The 17,545-nt window shown below is 62.3% G+C and carries 18 protein-coding genes and 1 tRNA gene; 5 read left to right on the top strand and 14 right to left on the bottom strand.

The genetic code is table 11. The features are described from left to right. Positions 1–4: 4 nt before the first annotated feature. The 11 genes from AUR04nite_RS09435 to AUR04nite_RS09485 form a co-directional block, all read right to left on the bottom strand. Positions 5–77: transfer RNA gene (locus AUR04nite_RS09435), tRNA-Ala, on the bottom strand. Positions 78–160: 83 nt separating this feature from the next. Beyond that, positions 161–529, bottom strand: coding sequence for a ribosome silencing factor (gene rsfS / locus AUR04nite_RS09440; protein WP_141364330.1), 369 nt, complete (start codon positions 527–529; stop codon positions 161–163). 57 nt (positions 530–586) lie between these two features. After that, entirely contained in the window at positions 587–1,996 is a 1,410-nt protein-coding gene (locus tag AUR04nite_RS09445; protein ID WP_141364332.1) for a hypothetical protein, read from the bottom strand. Between the two features lie 78 nt (positions 1,997–2,074). Beyond that, positions 2,075–2,680, bottom strand: a complete 606-nt coding sequence (gene nadD / locus AUR04nite_RS09450; protein WP_141364334.1) for a nicotinate-nucleotide adenylyltransferase — start codon at positions 2,678–2,680, stop codon at positions 2,075–2,077. 2 nt (positions 2,681–2,682) lie between these two features. Beyond that, positions 2,683–2,901, bottom strand: coding sequence for a hypothetical protein (locus tag AUR04nite_RS09455; protein WP_141364336.1), 219 nt, complete (start codon positions 2,899–2,901; stop codon positions 2,683–2,685). A gap of 117 nt (positions 2,902–3,018) precedes the next feature. Then, on the bottom strand, positions 3,019–4,290 hold the full coding sequence (locus AUR04nite_RS09460) for a glutamate-5-semialdehyde dehydrogenase (RefSeq protein ID WP_141364338.1): 1,272 nt from the start codon (positions 4,288–4,290) through the stop codon (positions 3,019–3,021). Positions 4,291–4,311: 21 nt separating this feature from the next. Beyond that, positions 4,312–5,463: a glutamate 5-kinase gene (proB, locus tag AUR04nite_RS09465; protein WP_141364340.1), complete on the bottom strand. Its 1,152-nt coding sequence runs from the start codon at positions 5,461–5,463 to the stop codon at positions 4,312–4,314. Continuing rightward, positions 5,460–7,049: a GTPase ObgE gene (gene obgE, locus AUR04nite_RS09470; protein ID WP_141364342.1), complete on the bottom strand. Its 1,590-nt coding sequence runs from the start codon at positions 7,047–7,049 to the stop codon at positions 5,460–5,462. Before obgE ends, proB begins: the two co-directional genes overlap by 4 nt. Positions 7,050–7,173: 124 nt before the next feature. Then, a complete protein-coding gene (gene rpmA, locus AUR04nite_RS09475; protein ID WP_022875303.1) occupies positions 7,174–7,428 on the bottom strand; it encodes a 50S ribosomal protein L27 in 255 nt (84 codons plus the stop codon). A 48-nt stretch (positions 7,429–7,476) separates the two neighbouring features. Next, on the bottom strand, positions 7,477–7,785 hold the full coding sequence (rplU, locus tag AUR04nite_RS09480) for a 50S ribosomal protein L21 (RefSeq protein WP_141364627.1): 309 nt from the start codon (positions 7,783–7,785) through the stop codon (positions 7,477–7,479). A 226-nt stretch (positions 7,786–8,011) separates the two neighbouring features. Beyond that, on the bottom strand, positions 8,012–10,822 hold the full coding sequence (locus AUR04nite_RS09485) for an Rne/Rng family ribonuclease (RefSeq protein WP_141364629.1): 2,811 nt from the start codon (positions 10,820–10,822) through the stop codon (positions 8,012–8,014). 611 nt (positions 10,823–11,433) lie between these two features. Between AUR04nite_RS09485 and AUR04nite_RS09490 the strand changes: the two genes are divergently transcribed. From AUR04nite_RS09490 to AUR04nite_RS09510, 5 genes are all read left to right on the top strand, one after another. Beyond that, positions 11,434–12,057 (top strand): vitamin K epoxide reductase family protein, encoded by a 624-nt coding sequence (locus tag AUR04nite_RS09490; protein ID WP_141364344.1) that lies wholly within the window; start codon positions 11,434–11,436, stop codon positions 12,055–12,057. Between the two features lie 33 nt (positions 12,058–12,090). Continuing rightward, positions 12,091–12,450: a ribosomal maturation YjgA family protein gene (locus tag AUR04nite_RS09495; RefSeq protein ID WP_141364346.1), complete on the top strand. Its 360-nt coding sequence runs from the start codon at positions 12,091–12,093 to the stop codon at positions 12,448–12,450. Between the two features lie 158 nt (positions 12,451–12,608). Next, on the top strand, positions 12,609–13,199 hold the full coding sequence (locus AUR04nite_RS09500; RefSeq protein ID WP_141364348.1) for a GNAT family N-acetyltransferase: 591 nt from the start codon (positions 12,609–12,611) through the stop codon (positions 13,197–13,199). Positions 13,200–13,391: 192 nt separating this feature from the next. Further along, entirely contained in the window at positions 13,392–14,651 is a 1,260-nt protein-coding gene (locus tag AUR04nite_RS09505) for an AI-2E family transporter (protein WP_246055471.1), read from the top strand. 76 nt (positions 14,652–14,727) lie between these two features. After that, positions 14,728–15,285, top strand: a complete 558-nt coding sequence (locus AUR04nite_RS09510; protein WP_141364352.1) for a GNAT family N-acetyltransferase — start codon at positions 14,728–14,730, stop codon at positions 15,283–15,285. A 56-nt stretch (positions 15,286–15,341) separates the two neighbouring features. On the opposite strand, the gene ndk is transcribed toward AUR04nite_RS09510, so the two are convergent. Genes ndk through AUR04nite_RS09525 form a run of 3 tightly spaced genes read right to left on the bottom strand, consistent with a single transcriptional unit; the run spans position 15,342 to position 17,531 of the window. After that, on the bottom strand, positions 15,342–15,758 hold the full coding sequence (gene ndk / locus AUR04nite_RS09515) for a nucleoside-diphosphate kinase (RefSeq protein WP_141364354.1): 417 nt from the start codon (positions 15,756–15,758) through the stop codon (positions 15,342–15,344). Between the two features lie 49 nt (positions 15,759–15,807). Further along, positions 15,808–16,239 (bottom strand): DUF4233 domain-containing protein, encoded by a 432-nt coding sequence (locus AUR04nite_RS09520; protein ID WP_141364356.1) that lies wholly within the window; start codon positions 16,237–16,239, stop codon positions 15,808–15,810. Then, entirely contained in the window at positions 16,239–17,531 is a 1,293-nt protein-coding gene (locus tag AUR04nite_RS09525; RefSeq protein WP_141364631.1) for a bifunctional folylpolyglutamate synthase/dihydrofolate synthase, read from the bottom strand. Before AUR04nite_RS09525 ends, AUR04nite_RS09520 begins: the two co-directional genes overlap by 1 nt. Positions 17,532–17,545 lie beyond the last annotated feature (14 nt).

Here is a 17,545-nt window from a genome sequence, read left to right on the forward strand (position 1 = left end):
TTTGTGGAGGTAAGGGGATTCGAACCCCTGACCTTCTGCATGCCATGCAGACGCGCTACCAACTGCGCCATACCCCCAAAAGGATCGCTACCTGATCAGGCAACTCATTAATCATAAGTGAATAACTGATCAGGATGCAAATCCAAGGCTGCTAGCTGTTCTACTTAGTTTCGGCAGGAAGCTCAATCACCGGGCAGTCAGACCATAGGCGCTCAAGCGCATAGAAGACACGGTCTTCCTGGTGCTGGACGTGCACGACGACATCTCCATAGTCCAACAGAACCCAGCGGCCAAGGCCGAAGCCTTCACGGCGAACTGGGCGCAGGTCGAACTTTTCGATGACCTTTGCCTGAATCTCGTCGACAATGGCGTTGACCTGCGGCTCAGATCCGCCGGAAACGATCAAGAATGCGTCGGTAATGCCTAGACGTTCTCCTACGTCCAGGGCCACCATATCTTCGGCTAGCTTTTCCGATGCTGCCAGTGCCGCGGTCTGAACCAAGGCAATAGAGTCTGCGTGTGCGCCCATGAAGTTGGGTGTCTCCTTAAGAGGTATAAAACTTAGGACTTAATTGTCCTATGAAAACTAGTTGCTGAACAACATGATCAATCCCGCAATCAATGCGGCGGCGCCGATGCCTAGGGCAACGATCATCGCGATCAGCATGTTGTTGGCTCGGCGGACACCGTGAGTCTGAACGTCCAAAGGCTGCAGGCCCTGTGCGTTGACTGCATCAATTCGAGGCATGTCGACTACGGCCGAATCATTTGACTCCGCGGCGGCTGCAACTGATTTTGGCGCAGGCTTGGCTGGCGTCTTCTCAGCGGCGGCTGGTTTGGCATCTGGTTTAGCGGCAGGCTTCACAGCCGGCTTGGCCGGAGCCTTGGAGGCCGGCTTTGGCGCTGGCTTCGGTTCCTGCTTCGCAGCTGGCTTGGCGGCATTCTTGTCCGGGGACGCAAATGACAGTGAAACGCTTTCGGTTTTTGGCCCCGCAACGCCGGTCTTGGCAATGCGGTCTTCAGCTTCGCGGATATTGCCCAGCGCACCGGTGAACGGATCTGAGGCGGCGTCATCCTTGCCCTGCTTGGCATTCTGCACGCGCAGGCGCTCACGCTCGGCTGCGCGGCGGGAGATAATCGCGGCACGCGCCGCCATCTCACGCTGGTGGGCCAGAACTTCCAGATCAATTTCTGAATCGTCTTCGCCGATGAGGTTCGGATCAACCGGAACCGGTGGAGTGTGCGCACGACGGGCCGCCAACGCGTCCTCGACGCTCATCACTGTTGTTTCTGGCGACTGGTCGGAGCCTGCAGGGGTGGCAGGCTTCTTGGTAGTCTTGCTCGGCTGTGCAGTCTTTGCAGGTGCTTCGGCCTTGCCCTGCTCGGCCAATGCCTGCAGGCGCAACTGGCGGCGGGTCAACGGCTTGGGGTCGTCTGCTGGTTCCACGGTGGGAATGTGGCTTGTCAGTGCGCCGACTTCTTCTTCCAGGCGACGGCGTTCACGCAGTGCTTCGCGGTCGCGAGCACGTCGCAAGGATGCGCGCTCTCCCCCGGCTTGGCCGGCGGCAGGCGGCTTAGGAGCTGCTTTGGCGTCGTCCTGCTTGGAAGCTTCGGTTTTTGCTGGAGCTTGCTTTGCTGGTTCTGCCTTGGCGGGAGCCGGCTTCGCAGCTTCAGGCTTTGCAGGTTCCGGCTTTTTGGCCGGTTCCGTTTTGGCTGGAGCCTTGGCTTCGGCCTTTGACGCTGCGGGAGCGGTTGGCTGCTTGGATGCAGGTTTTGCGCTGGCCTCCGCCGCTGCAGGTTTCTTCTGCACATCCGGCTTGGCTTCGGCCTTGTCGGCGGGTACAGGTTTTTTGCCAGCTACGCTTTGCTGCTGCGCTGACGCCTGTTCCTTCGCTGCCTGCTCGGCCTTGTTATTGGCCAGCAGCGCCTCCATTTCGGCGCGCCGCTTTTCGCGCAGAGCTCGCCTGCTGGAAACTGGCTGCGAGTTATCGCTCATCTGGTACTACTCCCCGACCGCATAGACAAATACCGTCACCATAACCGATTATGCCGTGCTTCACGACTAAATGTGAGGTTACGACTCGGTATAGAGCCCATATTTTGCAATGTACTGCACCACACCGTCTGGAACCAGGTACCAAACAGGCTTTCCCTCGGCGACTCGGTCGCGGCAATCCGTCGAAGAAATCGCCAGCGCGGGGATTTCCAACTGGGAAACGTTGTCGCGCCCTAAGTCCGCAATGACGTAGCCGGGCCGGGTCACCCCGACGAAATGCGCAAGATCCCACACCTGGTCGATGTCCCGCCAGCTCATGATCTGGCTCATCGCATCCGCACCGGTGATGAAGAACAACTCGGCTTCGGGACGCAGGGCACGCAGATCCAACAGTGTGTCGCGGGTATAGGTTGCACCGCCGCGGTCGATGTCCACACGGCTGACGGTGAATCGAGGGTTGGATGCGGTAGCGATCACCGTCATCAGATAGCGGTGTTCCGCATCCGTGACATGGCGATCAGCCTTCTGCCACGGCTGGCCGGTGGGAACGAAGACCACCTCATCCAGCTCGTACTCGGCGGCAACTTCACTGGCCGCAACAAGGTGGCCATTGTGGATGGGATCAAAAGTACCGCCCATCACACCGAGGCGTAATGGGCGGTTCTTAGGCTGTGAATCGGCCAAGACTAGTGCTTCTCGTGGTGCTCAGCATGGGTCTTGAACTGGCGGTGGGTGTCCACCTCTTCAGGCTTGACGGTGTGGCGGTTGCCAACGTTGGTGTAGGACACGGTGATCAGCAGCAGCAGCATGAAGGCTGCGAAGATCACACCGCCGATAAGGAAGGACCAGCCTTCTGCAGTAAAAGCGGAATCGGTGGCTTCGGCAGCCAAAATCAGCGCGTTCAAGATTCTCTCCAGTTGTTATCCGCGAGGCCGCCAGCTCCCCGGACTCTTCCCGGAATGCCGTGACTCGAAAACTAACGGTACGTTCTTCTACATCGTACCGAAATTGCTTCTCAGAAACTATTTGCGGACGTGTCCATCGCCCTCAACGATCCATTTGGTGGTCGTCAACTCGGCCAACCCCATCGGACCGCGGGCGTGCATCTTCTGGGTGGAGATGCCCACCTCTGCGCCCAGGCCGAGCTGGCCGCCGTCGGTGAAGCGGGTCGAGGCGTTGACAATGACTGCAGCCGATTCGATCTGTGCAATGAACTTCTGCGAGTTGGCCAGGTCGGAGGTGATAATCGCCTCGGTGTGGCCGGTGGAGTAGGCGCGGATGTGCTCCAGCGCCTCGTCGATATCGTCGACCAGCTTCACCGCGATGTCCAGGTTCAGGTATTCGTTGGCCCAGTCGGACTCCCCCGCCGCCACCGTTTCAATCTCCGGCACCAGCGTGGCCGCGCGTTCATCGGTATGCAGGGTGACCCCTGCTGCGTGCAGTGCCTGCAGCACCGTTTTACCGGCTGCGGCGTCTTTGTGGATCAGCAGCGTTTCCACCGTGTTGCAGACGCTGGGGCGCTGGGTCTTGGCGTTGAGCAGGATGTCTACCGCCATCTGCTCTTGGGCGGAGGCATCTAAGAAGATGTGGACGTTGCCTTCGCCGGTTTCGATGACCGGTACCTTGGCGGTAGTGACCACCCGCTGGATCAGTTCGCGTCCTCCGCGTGGGATGAGCACGTCGATCTTTCCGCGCGCTCCCATCATGGCGTCGGCTCCCTCTCGGCCGAATTCGTCTACCGAGATCACCAGGTCGCGCGGCAGCGACACCGACTCCAGCGCGTCACGGATGAACCCCACCAGTGCCACGTTGGAATTCAGCGCGGCCGAACCGCCGCGCAGCAGCACCGCGTTGCCGCTCTTCAGCGACAGGCCGGCGATGTCCACGGTGACGTTGGGGCGGGCCTCGTAGATGGTGCCGATGACGCCCATGGGCACATTGACCTGGCGCATGCGCAACCCGTTGGGAAGGGTCTCGCCGCGCATGACGCGCCCGATGGGGTCGGGCAGGCCTGCAAGCTCATGCAGGGCGGCGATCAGCCCGTCGATGCGGGAGTCGTCCAGCTTCAGCCGGTCCAGCATGGCCGGCGAGGTGCCGTTGGCGCGCCCGGCCTCAAGGTCCTTGGAGTTGGCCTGCTTAATGGCTACACGGTTGGTATCGATGGCCGCGGCGATGGCTAGCAGCGCGCGGTCCTTCCAGTCGCGGTTGGCTCGGGCCAGCACGCGGGAGGCGCGGCGGGCCCGATCGGCCAGCTGGTGGACTGCTTCGACTGTCGCTGAATCGGTGAGGGTCATGCACCCATTCTAAGTTCAGCCCTAGATCAGCGCTAAGTCGTCGACATGTACGACTGGCTTTTCGTAACCTTCACCCAGATATTCGTGCAGCGCGGCGGTGGAGCGCCCGAACATGGAGGGCAGCTCCAGGGCCGAATAGTTCACCAGCCCGCGGGCCACCACGGTGCCCTGCGCATCGCAGATCTCCACGGCATCCCCGGCCTCGAAGTCTCCGGTGGCGCCGGTGATGCCGGCAGCCAGCAGCGACTTTTCTCCGCTGGAGATCGCCCGGACGGCGCCGGCGTCGAGCATCAGGCGCCCGTGGGCCACTGCCAGGTGGGCCAGCCAGACGTCTCGGGCGGAGCGGCGGGCGTTGCGGGCGGCAAACCAGGTGCCCACGTCCTCGCCGGCCAGCGCCTTGGCGGCGTTGGCGGTGGAGGTGACCAGGGCGGGAATACCTGCCGAGGCGCTGAGCGTGGCCGCCTGCACCTTGGTGATCATTCCCCCGGTGCCCACATTCGAGCCGGCACTGCCCAGGTCGATGGCTTCGATCTCATCCGGGTGGCCGACCTGGGCGATGCGCGAGCCGCCCTTGGCCGGGTGCGCGTCGTAGACGGAGTCCACGTCGGAGAAGAGCAGCAGCGCGTCGGCCTTGACCAGGTGTGCCACCAGCGAGGCCAGGCGGTCGTTGTCGCCGAAGCGGATCTCGTGGGTGGCCACCGTGTCGTTCTCGTTCACGATCGGCAGCACGCCGAGGTTGAGCAGGCGCACCAGCGCGCGCAGCGCATTGGTGTAGGTGGTGCGGCGCATCAGGTCGTCCGCGGTGAGCAGCACCTGCGCCACGGTCAGCCCGTGCGCGGCGAACTCCTGCGTGTACTGGGCAAGCAGCAGCCCCTGCCCCACCGAGGCGGCGGCCTGCTGGGTGGCAAGGTCCTTCGGGCGCTTGGCCAAGGCCAGCGGCGCCAGGCCGGCGGCGATGGCGCCGGAGGACACCAGCACCACCTCGGTGCCGGCGGCCACGGTGCGCGCCAAAGTGTCCACCAGGAACTTCAGGCGCTCGTGGGAGATCCCGCCCTCGACGGTGGTCAGCGAGCTGGAGCCCACCTTGATCACCAGGCGCTTGGCGCGCGGAAGCTCGCTGCGGCTGGTGACCTCGGAGAGGGTTTTGGAAGGCGTGGCAGCTGTGTTGCTCACTGCTCCTCTTCCCGTGCGCGGGCCTTGGCCTTGCGTTCAGCGGCCTTGGCGTGCACCGATTCGGTCCAGATGCCTGCCTTGCGCTCGGCTTCCAGCTCGGCGCGGGCCGCGGCCTTGGCTTCCTTGCGCTCTTCGTGTTCGGCGCGCTTTTCTTCGCGGGTCTTGCGGTTGCCGCGGTCTTCCAGGCGCACGTCTTCGCCACGGCGGCTGCCGCCGAGCAGTTCTGCGCCGGCTGCCATGGTCGGCTCCCAGTCGAAGACCACCGAGTTCTCTTCCGAGCCGATAACCACTGCGTCGCCCGGCTTGGCGCCGGCCTTGAACAGCTGGTTTTCCACGCCGAGCTTGGCCAGGCGGTCGGCCAGGTAGCCCACCGCCTCGTCGTTGCGGAAGTCGGTCTGCATGATCCAACGCTCCGGCTTTTCGCCGATGACGCGCCACAGCGGCTCAAGGTTCTGCTCTTCGCGGCGGATCACGAATTCAGCCTGCTTGACCGAGCGCGGACGGATCACCGGGACCTCGACCACTGGCGCCTCGATGACGCGTTCGGCGCGGGCTTCCTGAACCAGCTTGGCCATGGCGAACGACAGCTCGCGCAGGCCTTCGTGGGCCAGTGCGGAGATCTCGAAGACCTGGTAGCCGCGCTTTTCCAGTTCTGGACGCACGAATTCTGCCATGTCCAGGCCGTCGGCCATGTCCACCTTGTTCAGCGCCACCAGCTTAGGTCGCTCGACCAGCGGGATGATGGTTCCGTCGGTGCCGGCGAAGGTGGAGTCTGCCTCGTAGTTGGCCAGCTCTGCCTCGATGATTTCCAGGTCGCTGATCGGGTCGCGGTCCGATTCAAGGGTGCCGCAGTCAAGCACGTGCACGATCGCCGCGCAGCGCTCGACGTGGCGCAGGAATTCGTGGCCCAGGCCCTTGCCTTCGGAGGCTCCGGGAATCAAGCCCGGCACGTCGGCGACGGTGAAGCGCACTTCGCCTGCCTGGACCACGCCGAGGTTCGGCACCAGGGTGGTGAACGGGTAGTCGGCGATCTTCGGGCGCGCCGCGGACATGGCTGCGATCAGCGAGGACTTGCCAGCCGATGGGTAGCCCACCAGCGCGATGTCAGCCACCGACTTCAGCTCCAGGACGACGTCCTGCTCCTGGCCGGGAATGCCCAGCAACGCGAAGCCAGGGGCCTTGCGCTTGTCCGAGGCGATGGCAGCGTTGCCCAGGCCGCCCTGGCCGCCTCCGGCCGCCAGGTATTCGTCGCCCACGTTGATCAGGTCGGCGAGGATGTCGCCGTCGCGGGTCTTGACGACGGTGCCTGCTGGCACGCCGAGGATCAGGTCCTCGCCCTGCTTGCCCGGGCGCAGCCCGCCCTTGCCTGGTTCGCCGTTGCCGGCCTTGCGGTGCGGCAGGTGGTGGAAGTCGAGCAGGGTGGTCACCTGCGGGTCGACGCGCAGGATGATGTCGCCGCCGTTGCCGCCGTTGCCGCCGTCTGGGCCGCCCAGTGGCTTGAACTTCTCACGTTTGATGGACACACAACCGTGACCACCATTTCCTGCGGTGGCGTGAAGGGTTACGCGATCAACGAATGCAGCCACGGGGCCATCTTCTCCTATAACGGGGGTGCGAGCTGGTGCTCGCTTAAAAGTCTATCTACGCACACAAGGGGCGGACCGAAACGGCCCACCCCTTGGGTACTAAAAATGTTGTCTGTTGCCTAAATTAGGCAGCAGCCACAATGTTCACCACGCGGCGACCACGACGGGTGCCGAACTCAACTGCACCGGCAGCCAGAGCGAACAGGGTGTCATCCTTGCCGCGGCCTACGCCTGCACCTGGGTGGAAGTGGGTGCCACGCTGGCGAACGATGATTTCGCCTGCCTTGACTTCCTGACCACCGAAGCGCTTTACGCCCAGGTACTGTGCGTTGGAATCGCGACCGTTGCGAGTGGAACTCGCACCTTTCTTATGTGCCATGCTTTTTAGCCTCTTTCGCTACAAAAATGGATATTACGAGCGCCCAAATTAGGCGATCGAGGTGACCTTGACCTTGGTCAGAGCGGAACGGAAGCCCTGGCGCTTCTTGTAACCGGTCTTGTTCTTGTACTTCTGGATTACGATCTTTGGACCGCGGAGGTTCTCAACGACCTCAGCAGTAACCTTGACCTTTGCCAGATCGGCAGCTGCGGAAGTTACCTTCTCGCCATCTACCAGCAGCAATGCAGGAAGCTCGATGGAGCTACCTGGGGCAGCCTGAAGACGGTCAACGGTGATGAGGTCTCCAACGGAAACCTTCTCCTGGTGGCCGCCTGCGCGGACAATTGCGTACACCACGTGGGTACTCACTTCTACTCGACGTTTATTGTCTTACTGGCGCAGATATCAACCCGAAAACCTTCAAGCAGGTCAACATGGGGATCTCATGCGCTTGTGCCTTGAACGCCGAGCGGACCAAAAGTCCGTGATCTTGGCGTTTAGCACCGATCAACTAGATTACGCTAATTCACGCCACCGGGGCAAATACAAACAGCCCCAGTGGGTGAAGCGTGATCAAGTTCATCTATTTCAGTTCGCGAACTGGAACTCCAACACCGAACATGACCGGGGCGCCGGACTGCTCAGCTGGCTTTTCAGCTTTCGAACTGGAGGAATCCATCTGGACTACCGAACCGGTAGCAGCGGATACCTCTGCCACAACCACCTGCGCGGTCGCATCGCCCTGGACCGAAGTGGCCCGACGGCTGCGTCGCTTAGGCTTAGTGGAACTCTGTGGGGCGGCCGCTGCAGCAACTGGCGCTGCCTCGGCTGCTGGTTCTGCAGGCTGCGAAGCAGGTGCTTCGCTGGCCGGCAAGGCCAGGCCGGTCAGCACCGGCTGCTCGGAAGCAGGGGCGCTGGCCGGGCGCGAGGCACGACGCGAACGGCTTCGCGCAGGCTTGGTAGCCTTCGGCTCGCCGCCCTGCTCTTCCTGAACCTTCTCAGCCGGCTGCTCCGCCGGGGCGTCAGCCTGGACGGCCGATGCCTCGGAGCTCTCGGACTGCGAACGACCGCGGCCGCGCGAACGCGAGCGGCGGCGAGGCTTGCGTCCCGCCTCGTTGTCAGCGCCTTCGCCTGCAGGCAGCGCCGCCTCCAAGGACTCCAGGGTGACCTCTGCTGCGGACTCGGACTCATCGCGGGAGGCTGCTGCAGCGTCGTCGCCCTCGGCCTTGGCCGCTGGCTCGGTGCCATGGTCAAGATGCGAGGCGGCGGCGATGTTGGCCAGCGCGTGGCGAGTTGCTTCGGTCTTTTCCTCAACTACCTCGGCAGTTGCGGATTCGACGTTCTTCACCTCGACCTTGTCGCCCCCGCGGCGGCGGTTGCGGCTGCGCGCAGGCTTCTCAGCGAACTTCTTCTGGTGGCTCTCGCCATGGGAGTTGAAGCTCTTGCGGGACTCGACAGGCTCTTCATGGGTAATGACGCCGGAACCGGCGCAGTGCTCGCACTGCTCGCCGAAGACTTCCAGCAGGCCGGTGCCCATGCGCTTGCGGGTCATCTGCACCAGGCCAAGGCTGGTGACCTCGGCTACCTGGTGCTTGGTGCGGTCGCGGCCCAGGCATTCGACCAGGCGGCGCAGCACCAGGTCGCGGTTGGACTCGAGAACCATGTCGATGAAGTCGATGACGATGATGCCGCCGATATCGCGCAGGCGCAGCTGGCGGACAACTTCCTCCGCCGCTTCCAAGTTGTTCTTGGTGACGGTTTCTTCCAGGTTGCCGCCCGAACCGGTGAACTTGCCGGTGTTCACATCGATCACCGTCATGGCTTCGGTGCGGTCGATGACCAGCGAGCCGCCTGAAGGCAGGAAGACCTTCCGGTCCAGCGCCTTGGCGATCTGCTCGTCCACGCGGTACTTGGAGAAGATGTCCTCTTCCTGTTCCCACTTTTCCAGTCGGCCCATCAGGTCCGGCGCCACATACATGACATAGGCCTCGATGGTGTCCCACGCCTGCTCGCCGGAGACGATCAGCTTGGTGAAGTCTTCGTTGAAGACGTCGCGGACGACCTTGATGGTCAAATCCGGCTCCGAGTACAGCAGTTCAGGGGCCAGGGTCTTGGTTGACTTGGACTGCTCTTCGATGCCTTCCCACTGCGCACGCAGGCGGTTGATATCGTTGGTCAGCTCTTCCTCGGAGGCGCCTTCGGCGGCGGTGCGCACGATGACGCCCGCGTTCTCCGGCAGGTGGTCCTTGAGGATCTTCTTCAGGCGCTGGCGCTCGACGTCAGGCAGCTTGCGGGAAATGCCGGTCATGGAACCGCCCGGCACGTAGACCAGGTAGCGGCCAGGCAGGGAGACCTGGCTGGTCAGCCGGGCGCCCTTGTGGCCCACTGGGTCCTTGGTGACCTGCACCAGCACCGAGTCGCCAGCCTTCAGCGCATTCTCGATGCGGCGCGGCGCGCCTTCCAGCGCGGCGATGTCCCAATTGACTTCGCCGGCGTAGAGCACGGCATTGCGGCCGCGTCCGATGTCGACGAAGGCGGCTTCCATGGAAGGCAGCACGTTCTGGACCTTGCCCAGGTAGACGTTGCCGATCAGCGAATCCTGCTGGGTCTTGGAGACGAAGTGCTCCGCGAGCACGCCGTCTTCCAGCACGCCAATCTGGATGCGGTCTTCGCGCTGGCGCACGATCATCTTGCGCTCCACCGACTCGCGGCGGGCCAAGAACTCTGCCTCGGTGATCACCTGGCGGCGGCGGCCGGTCTCGCGGGATTCGCGGCGGCGCTGGCGCTTGGCTTCCAGGCGGGTGGAGCCCCGGACGGAGGCGACCTTGTTGTTGACGCTGGTGTGGCTGTCAATGCTGGCGCGCGGTGCACGCACACGGGTCACGGTGTTCGGCGGATCGTCCTGCGAGCCGCCCTCAAGCTCCAGGTCAACATCTCCGCGGCGGCGGCGACGACGGCGGCGCGAGGTGACATCGTCCGAATCTTCATTCTCCGCGTGCTCGTGGCCAGAAGCTGGGCGGGCAGCCTTCTTGGCCACGGCCTGGGCCAGCAGCGAATGCGCAGATTCAGGGATGGCGAACGGGTTCATGATCATGGAGCTGCCATGCTCTGCCAACAGGGCGCCGGTCTGGTCTTCCGGCTCGGCGGCTGGAGCTTCCGCTTCTGCTGCCGATTCAAGAACCTCTGGCTCCTGCACGTCGGCCTCAACCTTCGACGCTTCTTCGGTGATTGCCTCGTCGCTGGCTGCGTTGCGCGCAGCTTGTGCGCGGCGCTCTGCCTGGCGGCTTGCGCGCTTGGCCGAGTCCGGGGTGGAAACCTGGGTCCGGCGCGTTGCACGCCAACGGTATGGGCTCTCTTCGACTCCGGCGGCGGCGTTGAGCTCCGCGAGGGTCATTGCACGGCGCAGTGGGCGTGCTGGGGTGGTGGACACACTGGTACGGCGGGCACGTGTAGAACGATTGCCTCGCTTATTTCCCTGCGCGCCACCCTTTCGCTGATTCGATGCGCTCATTTAATTTCGCGTACTCCTACTTATGTCCCGCTTCGGCATCCTCCACAGACGGGGCCTCAGCTGAAACTACAATTCATCACGTGTCGCGCGGCTGTCTTCAATGAGTCAGCCGGCCACGAAAGCTCTATATTTTCCGCAGACTGCTTCAATCATGGCTCGGCGCACCGAACCTGACGCAGCAAACTGCGGTTCAACGCGTCCCCTTCAAACCGGCTGCTTTCCTTTGCAGCCCTTTGATCCGCGGTATTCCCTCGGGAGGCGCACATATTGGGCACTCAACCGAAGCGATGCATCGCTTGGCGATCTGTCGTTTCAAAAGTCTATCGTCGGGTTGAAAGCAGACTGTGGATCCGCGAACAACCAAAACTATTCTCTCACAAATCGTTCACGCCGCGTTCACTCGGACATATGCGGCGCACAGAAAACATTTTTAGTATGTAAAGGCACACAGCGGAATCATCCGCTTTCCTATGAACATATGGAATAGTCAAAGCATGGTTTCATCAATTGAAAATCAGAAGACGCCGGGCGTGTTGCCATGGTGGGCCAAAGACCGCGGCTTCGGGCTAATCAACCTCGTCACCGGCTTCATCGCGTGGCTCGCCGCCGGAACTCTTGTCCTGGAGCGCATCGAGCTCTACAAGAACCCCGACTACATCACCAGCTGCGATGTCAACCCATGGATCTCCTGCGGCACGGTGATGAAATCTGCGCAGGCTGGCATCTTCGGCTTCCCCAATCCGTTCTTCGGCATCGTCTGCTTCGCAGTGGTCATCACGGTGGGCTTCGCTCTGCTCGCCGGGGCCCAGAACCTGCAGCGCTGGTTCTGGCTGTGCTACCAGCTGGCCATCACCGCTGCCTTGGGCCTAGTGATCTGGTTCTGGTCCCAGGCACTGTATGAAATCAATGCGCTGTGCCCTTACTGCATGGTGGTCTGGGCCATGGTCATCCCACTCTTCGCCTTCACCACGGCGCGCAATATCGTCACCGGTGTCATTCCAGCAGGAGAAGGCCTGAAGAAGTTCTTCGCGGAATGGAGCTGGATCATTACCGCGATCCTGTGGCTGCTGGTTGCCGCCACCGTGATCCTGCGTTTCCCCAATGCATTCTTCGGGTAACCAGTGAATCCAGTCTCCAAGAGACGCATTTTGATGGGGATCACCGCGGTCGCGGTGGTCCCCATTGGCTTAGCCGCCCGATACCTGGGTTCCGGACTGGTTGCGGATATCAGCGGCGGCGTACTTTATACGGTGCTGTTTTATGCGCTCTTCGCATTTGCCTCCCCCACGATCTCCCCCGCCAAGATTGCCTCCGCCGCACTGACATGGTGTTGGCTCGTCGAGCTTGCGCAGTTAACTTCAGTTCCCCGTCTGCTCTCGGACTGGTTTGCGCCATTGCACCTGATCTTCGGCTCAGGATTCGCGCCGATCGACCTGGCGGCCTATGCGCTGGGCGTAGCTGTAGCGTGGCTGATCGACACCCGGTGCAGCCCAAAGCCCACCACCGACTAGACCTGTCCTGATGGGCCCACCGGCGTGTCTAGGCAACCAAGCGCAACGTTTCACGTAACTTCAGTCCTTGTCAACCATGGTTTTCTGCTTCTCTCACGCCGCTCCTCCCCCAATGTGCCGCACACCATATCCACATGAACAGGCGGTAGGTTGGATACATGGCCAGGAATATTTGGAACACCGAAAATGCCCAAGACTATGGAATCAATCTGCTGATTTCCGAGCACATCAGGCTGCGCGAACTGCAGGAAGAAGATCTTCCGGTCCTGACCCAATGGTGGAACAGCCCGGAGTTCATGGCATTGCAGGGAAGCCTCGTGCTGCCCCACCCCGGTGCCGAGGCGGCCGAACTTTTCAGGGGGCGCAGCCTCAACCGCGGCACCACCGACGGGGTCGGCCTGTGCATCACCCTGCCAGATGACACCTTGATCGGCCATACGGCCCTGTACAACTACCACGCGCCGGCACGGTCGGCGGAGCTGATGATCATGATCGGCGGCTCCAACGTGGGCCAGGGCTACGGAACCATGGCCACCAAGATGATCGTCGATTTCGGCTTCCGGGAAATGGGCTTGAACCGCATCGGGCTGAGCATCTGGGCCTATAACGAGCGCGCGCTGCGCACCTTTACCCGCGCAGGCTTCCGAGAGGAAGGCCGCGAGCGCCAAGCAGGGTTCCACGATGGAGCCTTCCACGACCGGATCATCATGGGACTGCTAGCCAGCGAATACTTCGGCACTTCCGCCTGATCCGTCCCGGGCTGTGGATCCAGGAGTCTTAAAAGTGACCAAGGAAAAGTGCGCGATCCGGTGTTGTGCCTGCAACTGTTCAATTCATTAGCCTATTCTTGGAGCTATCACCACCGGCTATGAGGAGCGAGAATGGGGTTGTTTCGACGGGATAAGCCCTCGAAGAAAACGAATTCGTCTGAGGCAAGCGCCATGCAATTAGGCCAGAGCACGGCAACACCGGAGTTCACGGTCAATGGGCTCTGGACCGATCTTCTGGGCCGACTGGGCATCCGCAGCGCGCAGATCCTGATCGTGGGCGCACTGGTTACGTTCATCATCATTGGCATGCTGAAGCTGACCACCATTGTCATTCCAACGCTGTTGGCAGTAATTATCTCCTGCGCCCTGTGGCCGCTGGTGCTGCAGCTGCGCAAGGTATTCAATGCCCTGCTGTCCGCCTGGATCGTCTTCCTCGGGTCACTGCTGGTCCTTGGCGGCATCGGCTACGGCTTGGTGATGTCGGTGATCAAGGAATGGCCTACCCTCGTGGACCAAGCGGTTCAGGGCTTCAACCAGCTCAATGACATCGTCCAGAAGCTGATGGTCGACTTCCCTATCACCTTGGACCAGCAGCAGATCGACAAGGCGGTCAACGCCGTCACCGGGTTCCTGACCAGTGCGCAGTTCGGCAGCGGCGCGTTGAACACCATCAGCGCGGCCGGCAGCCTGGTCACCGGGCTAGTGCTGCTGCTGGTCATCCTGTTCTTCTTCCTGAAGGACGGCGACCGGATTTGGGCATTTGCCATCTCCTGGACCCCAAAGCACTACCGTGAAAAGTGGATCCAGTCCGGAGACCGCGCACTGCACACTTTCGGCGGATACATCCGCGGCACTTCGATCGTTGCCATGGTGGATTCCATCGGCATCACCGCCACCCTACTGATCCTGCAGGTGCCGCTGGCCATCCCACTGGGCATCATCGTCTTCCTAGGCTCGTTCATCCCGATGGTCGGCGCAACCGTGGCAGGCATTCTAGCGACGCTGGTTGCCCTGGTGACCAACGGCCCGATCATCGCTTTGATCGTGCTGGCAGCTGTCATCGTGGTCAACCAGCTTGAGGGCAACTTCCTGCAGCCGGTCGTGATGGCCAATGCCTTGAGCCTGCACGCCCTGGTGGTGTTGATGGCCCTGACCGCCGGCACTGTGCTGGCAGGCATCATCGGCGCCGTGCTTTCGGTTCCTTTGACCGCCGCCGCGTGGGCGGTGATCAAGGTCTGGACCAACAGGGAAAAGGTCGACCCGGCCGTCCAAGCCCAGCAGGATATCGAAGCGGAGGTCGCTTTTGAAGAAGAGCAGAAGGCCATCGATTCCCTTGAAGACAAGGAAAAGGCAGCTAAAGATTTAGCCGCCGATCATGCTTCCTCGCAGTCAGCCGAGCCGGGCGGCGAGAGCAAAACCGAGAAAGAATAACCGCAAAAAGCCGAAGGCCTGATCCGCTACGGATCAGGCCTTCGGCTTTCCCACCAGATTTGTTGAAGGAGCTGCCATGCAAAAAATCGCCCAGCTTCAGCTTCCCAGCGGACAGCTTTTGGCTCTGCGGACATTTACCGAGGAGGACTTCGACGAGGTCCACGAATATGCCACGGACCCGCTGGTCTACCGCTACGCCGAATGGGGCCCCAACACCGAGGCACAGACCCGGGAATTCATTGCGCAGGCCATGGCGCAGCAGGAAGATTCCATCAGCTGCGCCGTAGTTCTCGATGACCAGGTCATCGGCGCGGCCGCAGTGTGGAGTACCGACGCCACAGTTCCGGCAGGAGAGCTCGGCTATGGGCTGAACAGCAAATACTGGGGACGCGGCTACGCAACTGCTGTGGCCGGCCTGCTGGTGGAACTTGGCTTCACCACCTTGGGCATCCACCGGCTGACGGCAACCTGCGCCCCGGCAAATGCCGCCTCGGCCCGCGTGCTTCAGAAGAACGGATTCAAGCTTGAGGGGCGGCTTCGAGACCATAAGCGGGTGCGAGGCGAGTTCAGGGATTCGTTGTTGTTCTCTCGACTTCGCACCGACCCGCCGCCAAGCGCCGAAGCGCAGGCTTAATGAACTGATCCCCGCAAAACCCTTGAGGTTTTGCGGGGATCAGTTTTTGACTGCGGCTAGTTGGCGAACCAGATGCCGATTTCGCGCGCTGCCGATTCTTCCGAGTCCGAGCCGTGGACCAGATTCTGCTGGACCTTCAGACCCCAGTCGCGGCCCAGGTCGCCGCGGATGGTGCCCGGTGCTGCGGTGGTCGGATCGGTGGTGCCGGCCAGCGAGCGGAAGCCGGCGATGACAGACTGGCCCTCGGCGACGATGGCCACGACCGGGCCGGAGAGCATGAACTCCACCAGCGGCTCGTAGAATGGCTTGCCCTCGTGCTCTGCATAGTGCGCAGCCAGCATTTCGCGGGTGGCATTGAGCTGCTTGAGCTCAGCAATGGTGTAGCCCTTGGCTTCAATGCGGGCGATGATCTGTCCGGTCAAACCGCGCTTGACGCCGTCCGGCTTGACCAGGATCAGGGTACGTTCAGTCATGTGACTACCTCTTCGTTGTGGTGCTTAACTTTTGTGGGTCAAACTCTTTTTAGGCCTGTTCGGGATGTGCTTCATCCCATTTGGCCTGGGCAATGGCCCGCTGCTTGTTCTCCGCATCGATGCTTTCGCCCTTAGAAACCGCGTACCACCAGCACAGCGCAAAGGCCGAGCCGAGGTAGAACATGTCCACCAGCACGAAGCCGCACAGGAAGAACACCGCCTGCAGCGCCCAGCCGATGATGTAGCCGATCTTCTTTCCCAGCAGCGCGCAGTTCAGGATGCACAGCAGCGCGAGGATGCCGCCCATGGACAGGACGACTGCCGGTTCGGCCCGCTTGAGCCCGAACGCCGCCAGGGTGATGAAGATGGCCAGCAGCGCCTCGCAGACCAGCACGGTGGAAGCGAACATCATCTTCACCGAGCGCTGCTTCTTCTTCATTCCCGGGCGCCATTCGCGCTGGGCACGGGTCAGCTTGGCCATCAGTGTCCTCCCTTGAGCAGCGCCGTCACTTCGCCCACCAGTGTAATGGAACCGGTGACCAGCACGCCGCCGGCAAGGTCTTCGCCGGATTCGGCGCGGCCCACCGACCACTCGATGGCGTCTTCCAGGTCCTCGGTGACGTGGATGTCCTCTTCCGGCCAGCCCGCATCGATGGCAAGGTTGGCCAGTTCTCCGGCGGGGATGGCCCGCGGCGAGGAGGACTGGGTGATGCACAGGTCTTCGACCAGGTCCCCGTACTCTTCGCGCATGGTGTAGAGCATCGCCTCGGCGTCCTTTTCCTGCAGGATGCACACCATCAGTACTAGACGGGAGAATCCGAAGGACTCCTTGATGGCCTCTGCCGAGACGCGGATGCCGTCGGGGTTGTGCCCGGCGTCGACCAGGATGCTCGGTGCGGTGCGCACCAGCTCCAGGCGGCCCGGGCTGGAGGTGGCGGCGAATCCGTCGCGGACCAGGTCCGCGTTCAGCTCGCGCTCTCCCCCTCCGAGGAATGCTTCCACGGCCGCCAGGGCCACCGCGGCGTTCTGCGCCTGGTGGGCTCCGAACAGCGGCAGGAAGATCTCGTCATAACGGCCGGCCTGGCCCTGGATGCTCAGCAGCTGGCCGCCGACGGCCACCTGCCGGTCAAGCAGCTTGAAGTCAATCGATTCAAAGGCCGTGGGCACTTCCAGCTCGCGGGCGCGGGCCAGCAGCACGTCGGCCGCGTCCACCGGCTGCACCGCGGAGACCAGGTAGCCGCCGGGTTTGAGGATGCCGATCTTCTCCTGGGCGATCAGCTCGGTGGTATCCCCCAGCAGATCGGTGTGGTCCAGCGAGATCGGGGTGATGACCGAGACGTCTCCGTCGGCCACGTTGGTGGCGTCGGTGATACCGCCCAGGCCCACTTCGAGCACCACAACATCCACCGGAACCTCCGCGAAGACCGCGAAGGCCAGGATGGTGACTGCTTCGAAGTAGGTCAGCTTGTTTTCGCCGCGCTCCACCAGTTCGGCGTCGACGATCTCCAGGAACGGGCTGATCTCATCCCAGACCCGCACGAAGGTCTCCTCGTCCACCGGCTCGCCGTCAATGGCGATGCGCTCGGTGACCGAGACCAGGTGCGGCGAGGAGTAGCGCCCGGTGCGCAGGTCGTGGGCCTGCAACAGGGACTCGATCATGCGCGCGGTGGAGGTCTTGCCGTTGGTGCCGGTGATGTGCACTACCGGGCAGGCCTTCTGAGGTTCGCCCAGGATCTCCATGGCGCGGAACATCGGATCCATGCGCGGTTCCATCTTGTTTTCCGGCG

This window comes from Glutamicibacter uratoxydans, from assembly GCF_006539925.1.
Taxonomy (GTDB): domain Bacteria; phylum Actinomycetota; class Actinomycetes; order Actinomycetales; family Micrococcaceae; genus Glutamicibacter; species Glutamicibacter uratoxydans.

What these genes read in the sequence shown, in the direction of transcription:
- AUR04nite_RS09495 (WP_141364346.1), top strand. Translation starts at nt 12,091, where the DNA reads ATGGGGATCACCGCGGTCGCGGTGGTCCCCATTGGCTTAGCCGCCCGA.
- AUR04nite_RS09525 (WP_141364631.1), bottom strand. Translation starts at nt 17,531, where the DNA reads ATGGAACCGCGCATGGATCCGATGTTCCGCGCCATGGAGATCCTGGGC.
- AUR04nite_RS09485 (WP_141364629.1), bottom strand. Translation starts at nt 10,822, where the DNA reads ATGACCCTCGCGGAGCTCAACGCCGCCGCCGGAGTCGAAGAGAGCCCA.
- AUR04nite_RS09520 (WP_141364356.1), bottom strand. Translation starts at nt 16,239, where the DNA reads ATGGCCAAGCTGACCCGTGCCCAGCGCGAATGGCGCCCGGGAATGAAG.
- rpmA (WP_022875303.1), bottom strand. Translation starts at nt 7,428, where the DNA reads ATGGCACATAAGAAAGGTGCGAGTTCCACTCGCAACGGTCGCGATTCC.
- AUR04nite_RS09500 (WP_141364348.1), top strand. Translation starts at nt 12,609, where the DNA reads ATGGCCAGGAATATTTGGAACACCGAAAATGCCCAAGACTATGGAATC.
- AUR04nite_RS09445 (WP_141364332.1), bottom strand. Translation starts at nt 1,996, where the DNA reads ATGAGCGATAACTCGCAGCCAGTTTCCAGCAGGCGAGCTCTGCGCGAA.
- AUR04nite_RS09505 (WP_246055471.1), top strand. Translation starts at nt 13,392, where the DNA reads ATGCAATTAGGCCAGAGCACGGCAACACCGGAGTTCACGGTCAATGGG.
- AUR04nite_RS09510 (WP_141364352.1), top strand. Translation starts at nt 14,728, where the DNA reads ATGCAAAAAATCGCCCAGCTTCAGCTTCCCAGCGGACAGCTTTTGGCT.
- rsfS (WP_141364330.1), bottom strand. Translation starts at nt 529, where the DNA reads ATGGGCGCACACGCAGACTCTATTGCCTTGGTTCAGACCGCGGCACTG.
- ndk (WP_141364354.1), bottom strand. Translation starts at nt 15,758, where the DNA reads ATGACTGAACGTACCCTGATCCTGGTCAAGCCGGACGGCGTCAAGCGC.
- AUR04nite_RS09460 (WP_141364338.1), bottom strand. Translation starts at nt 4,290, where the DNA reads ATGACCCTCACCGATTCAGCGACAGTCGAAGCAGTCCACCAGCTGGCC.
- AUR04nite_RS09490 (WP_141364344.1), top strand. Translation starts at nt 11,434, where the DNA reads ATGGTTTCATCAATTGAAAATCAGAAGACGCCGGGCGTGTTGCCATGG.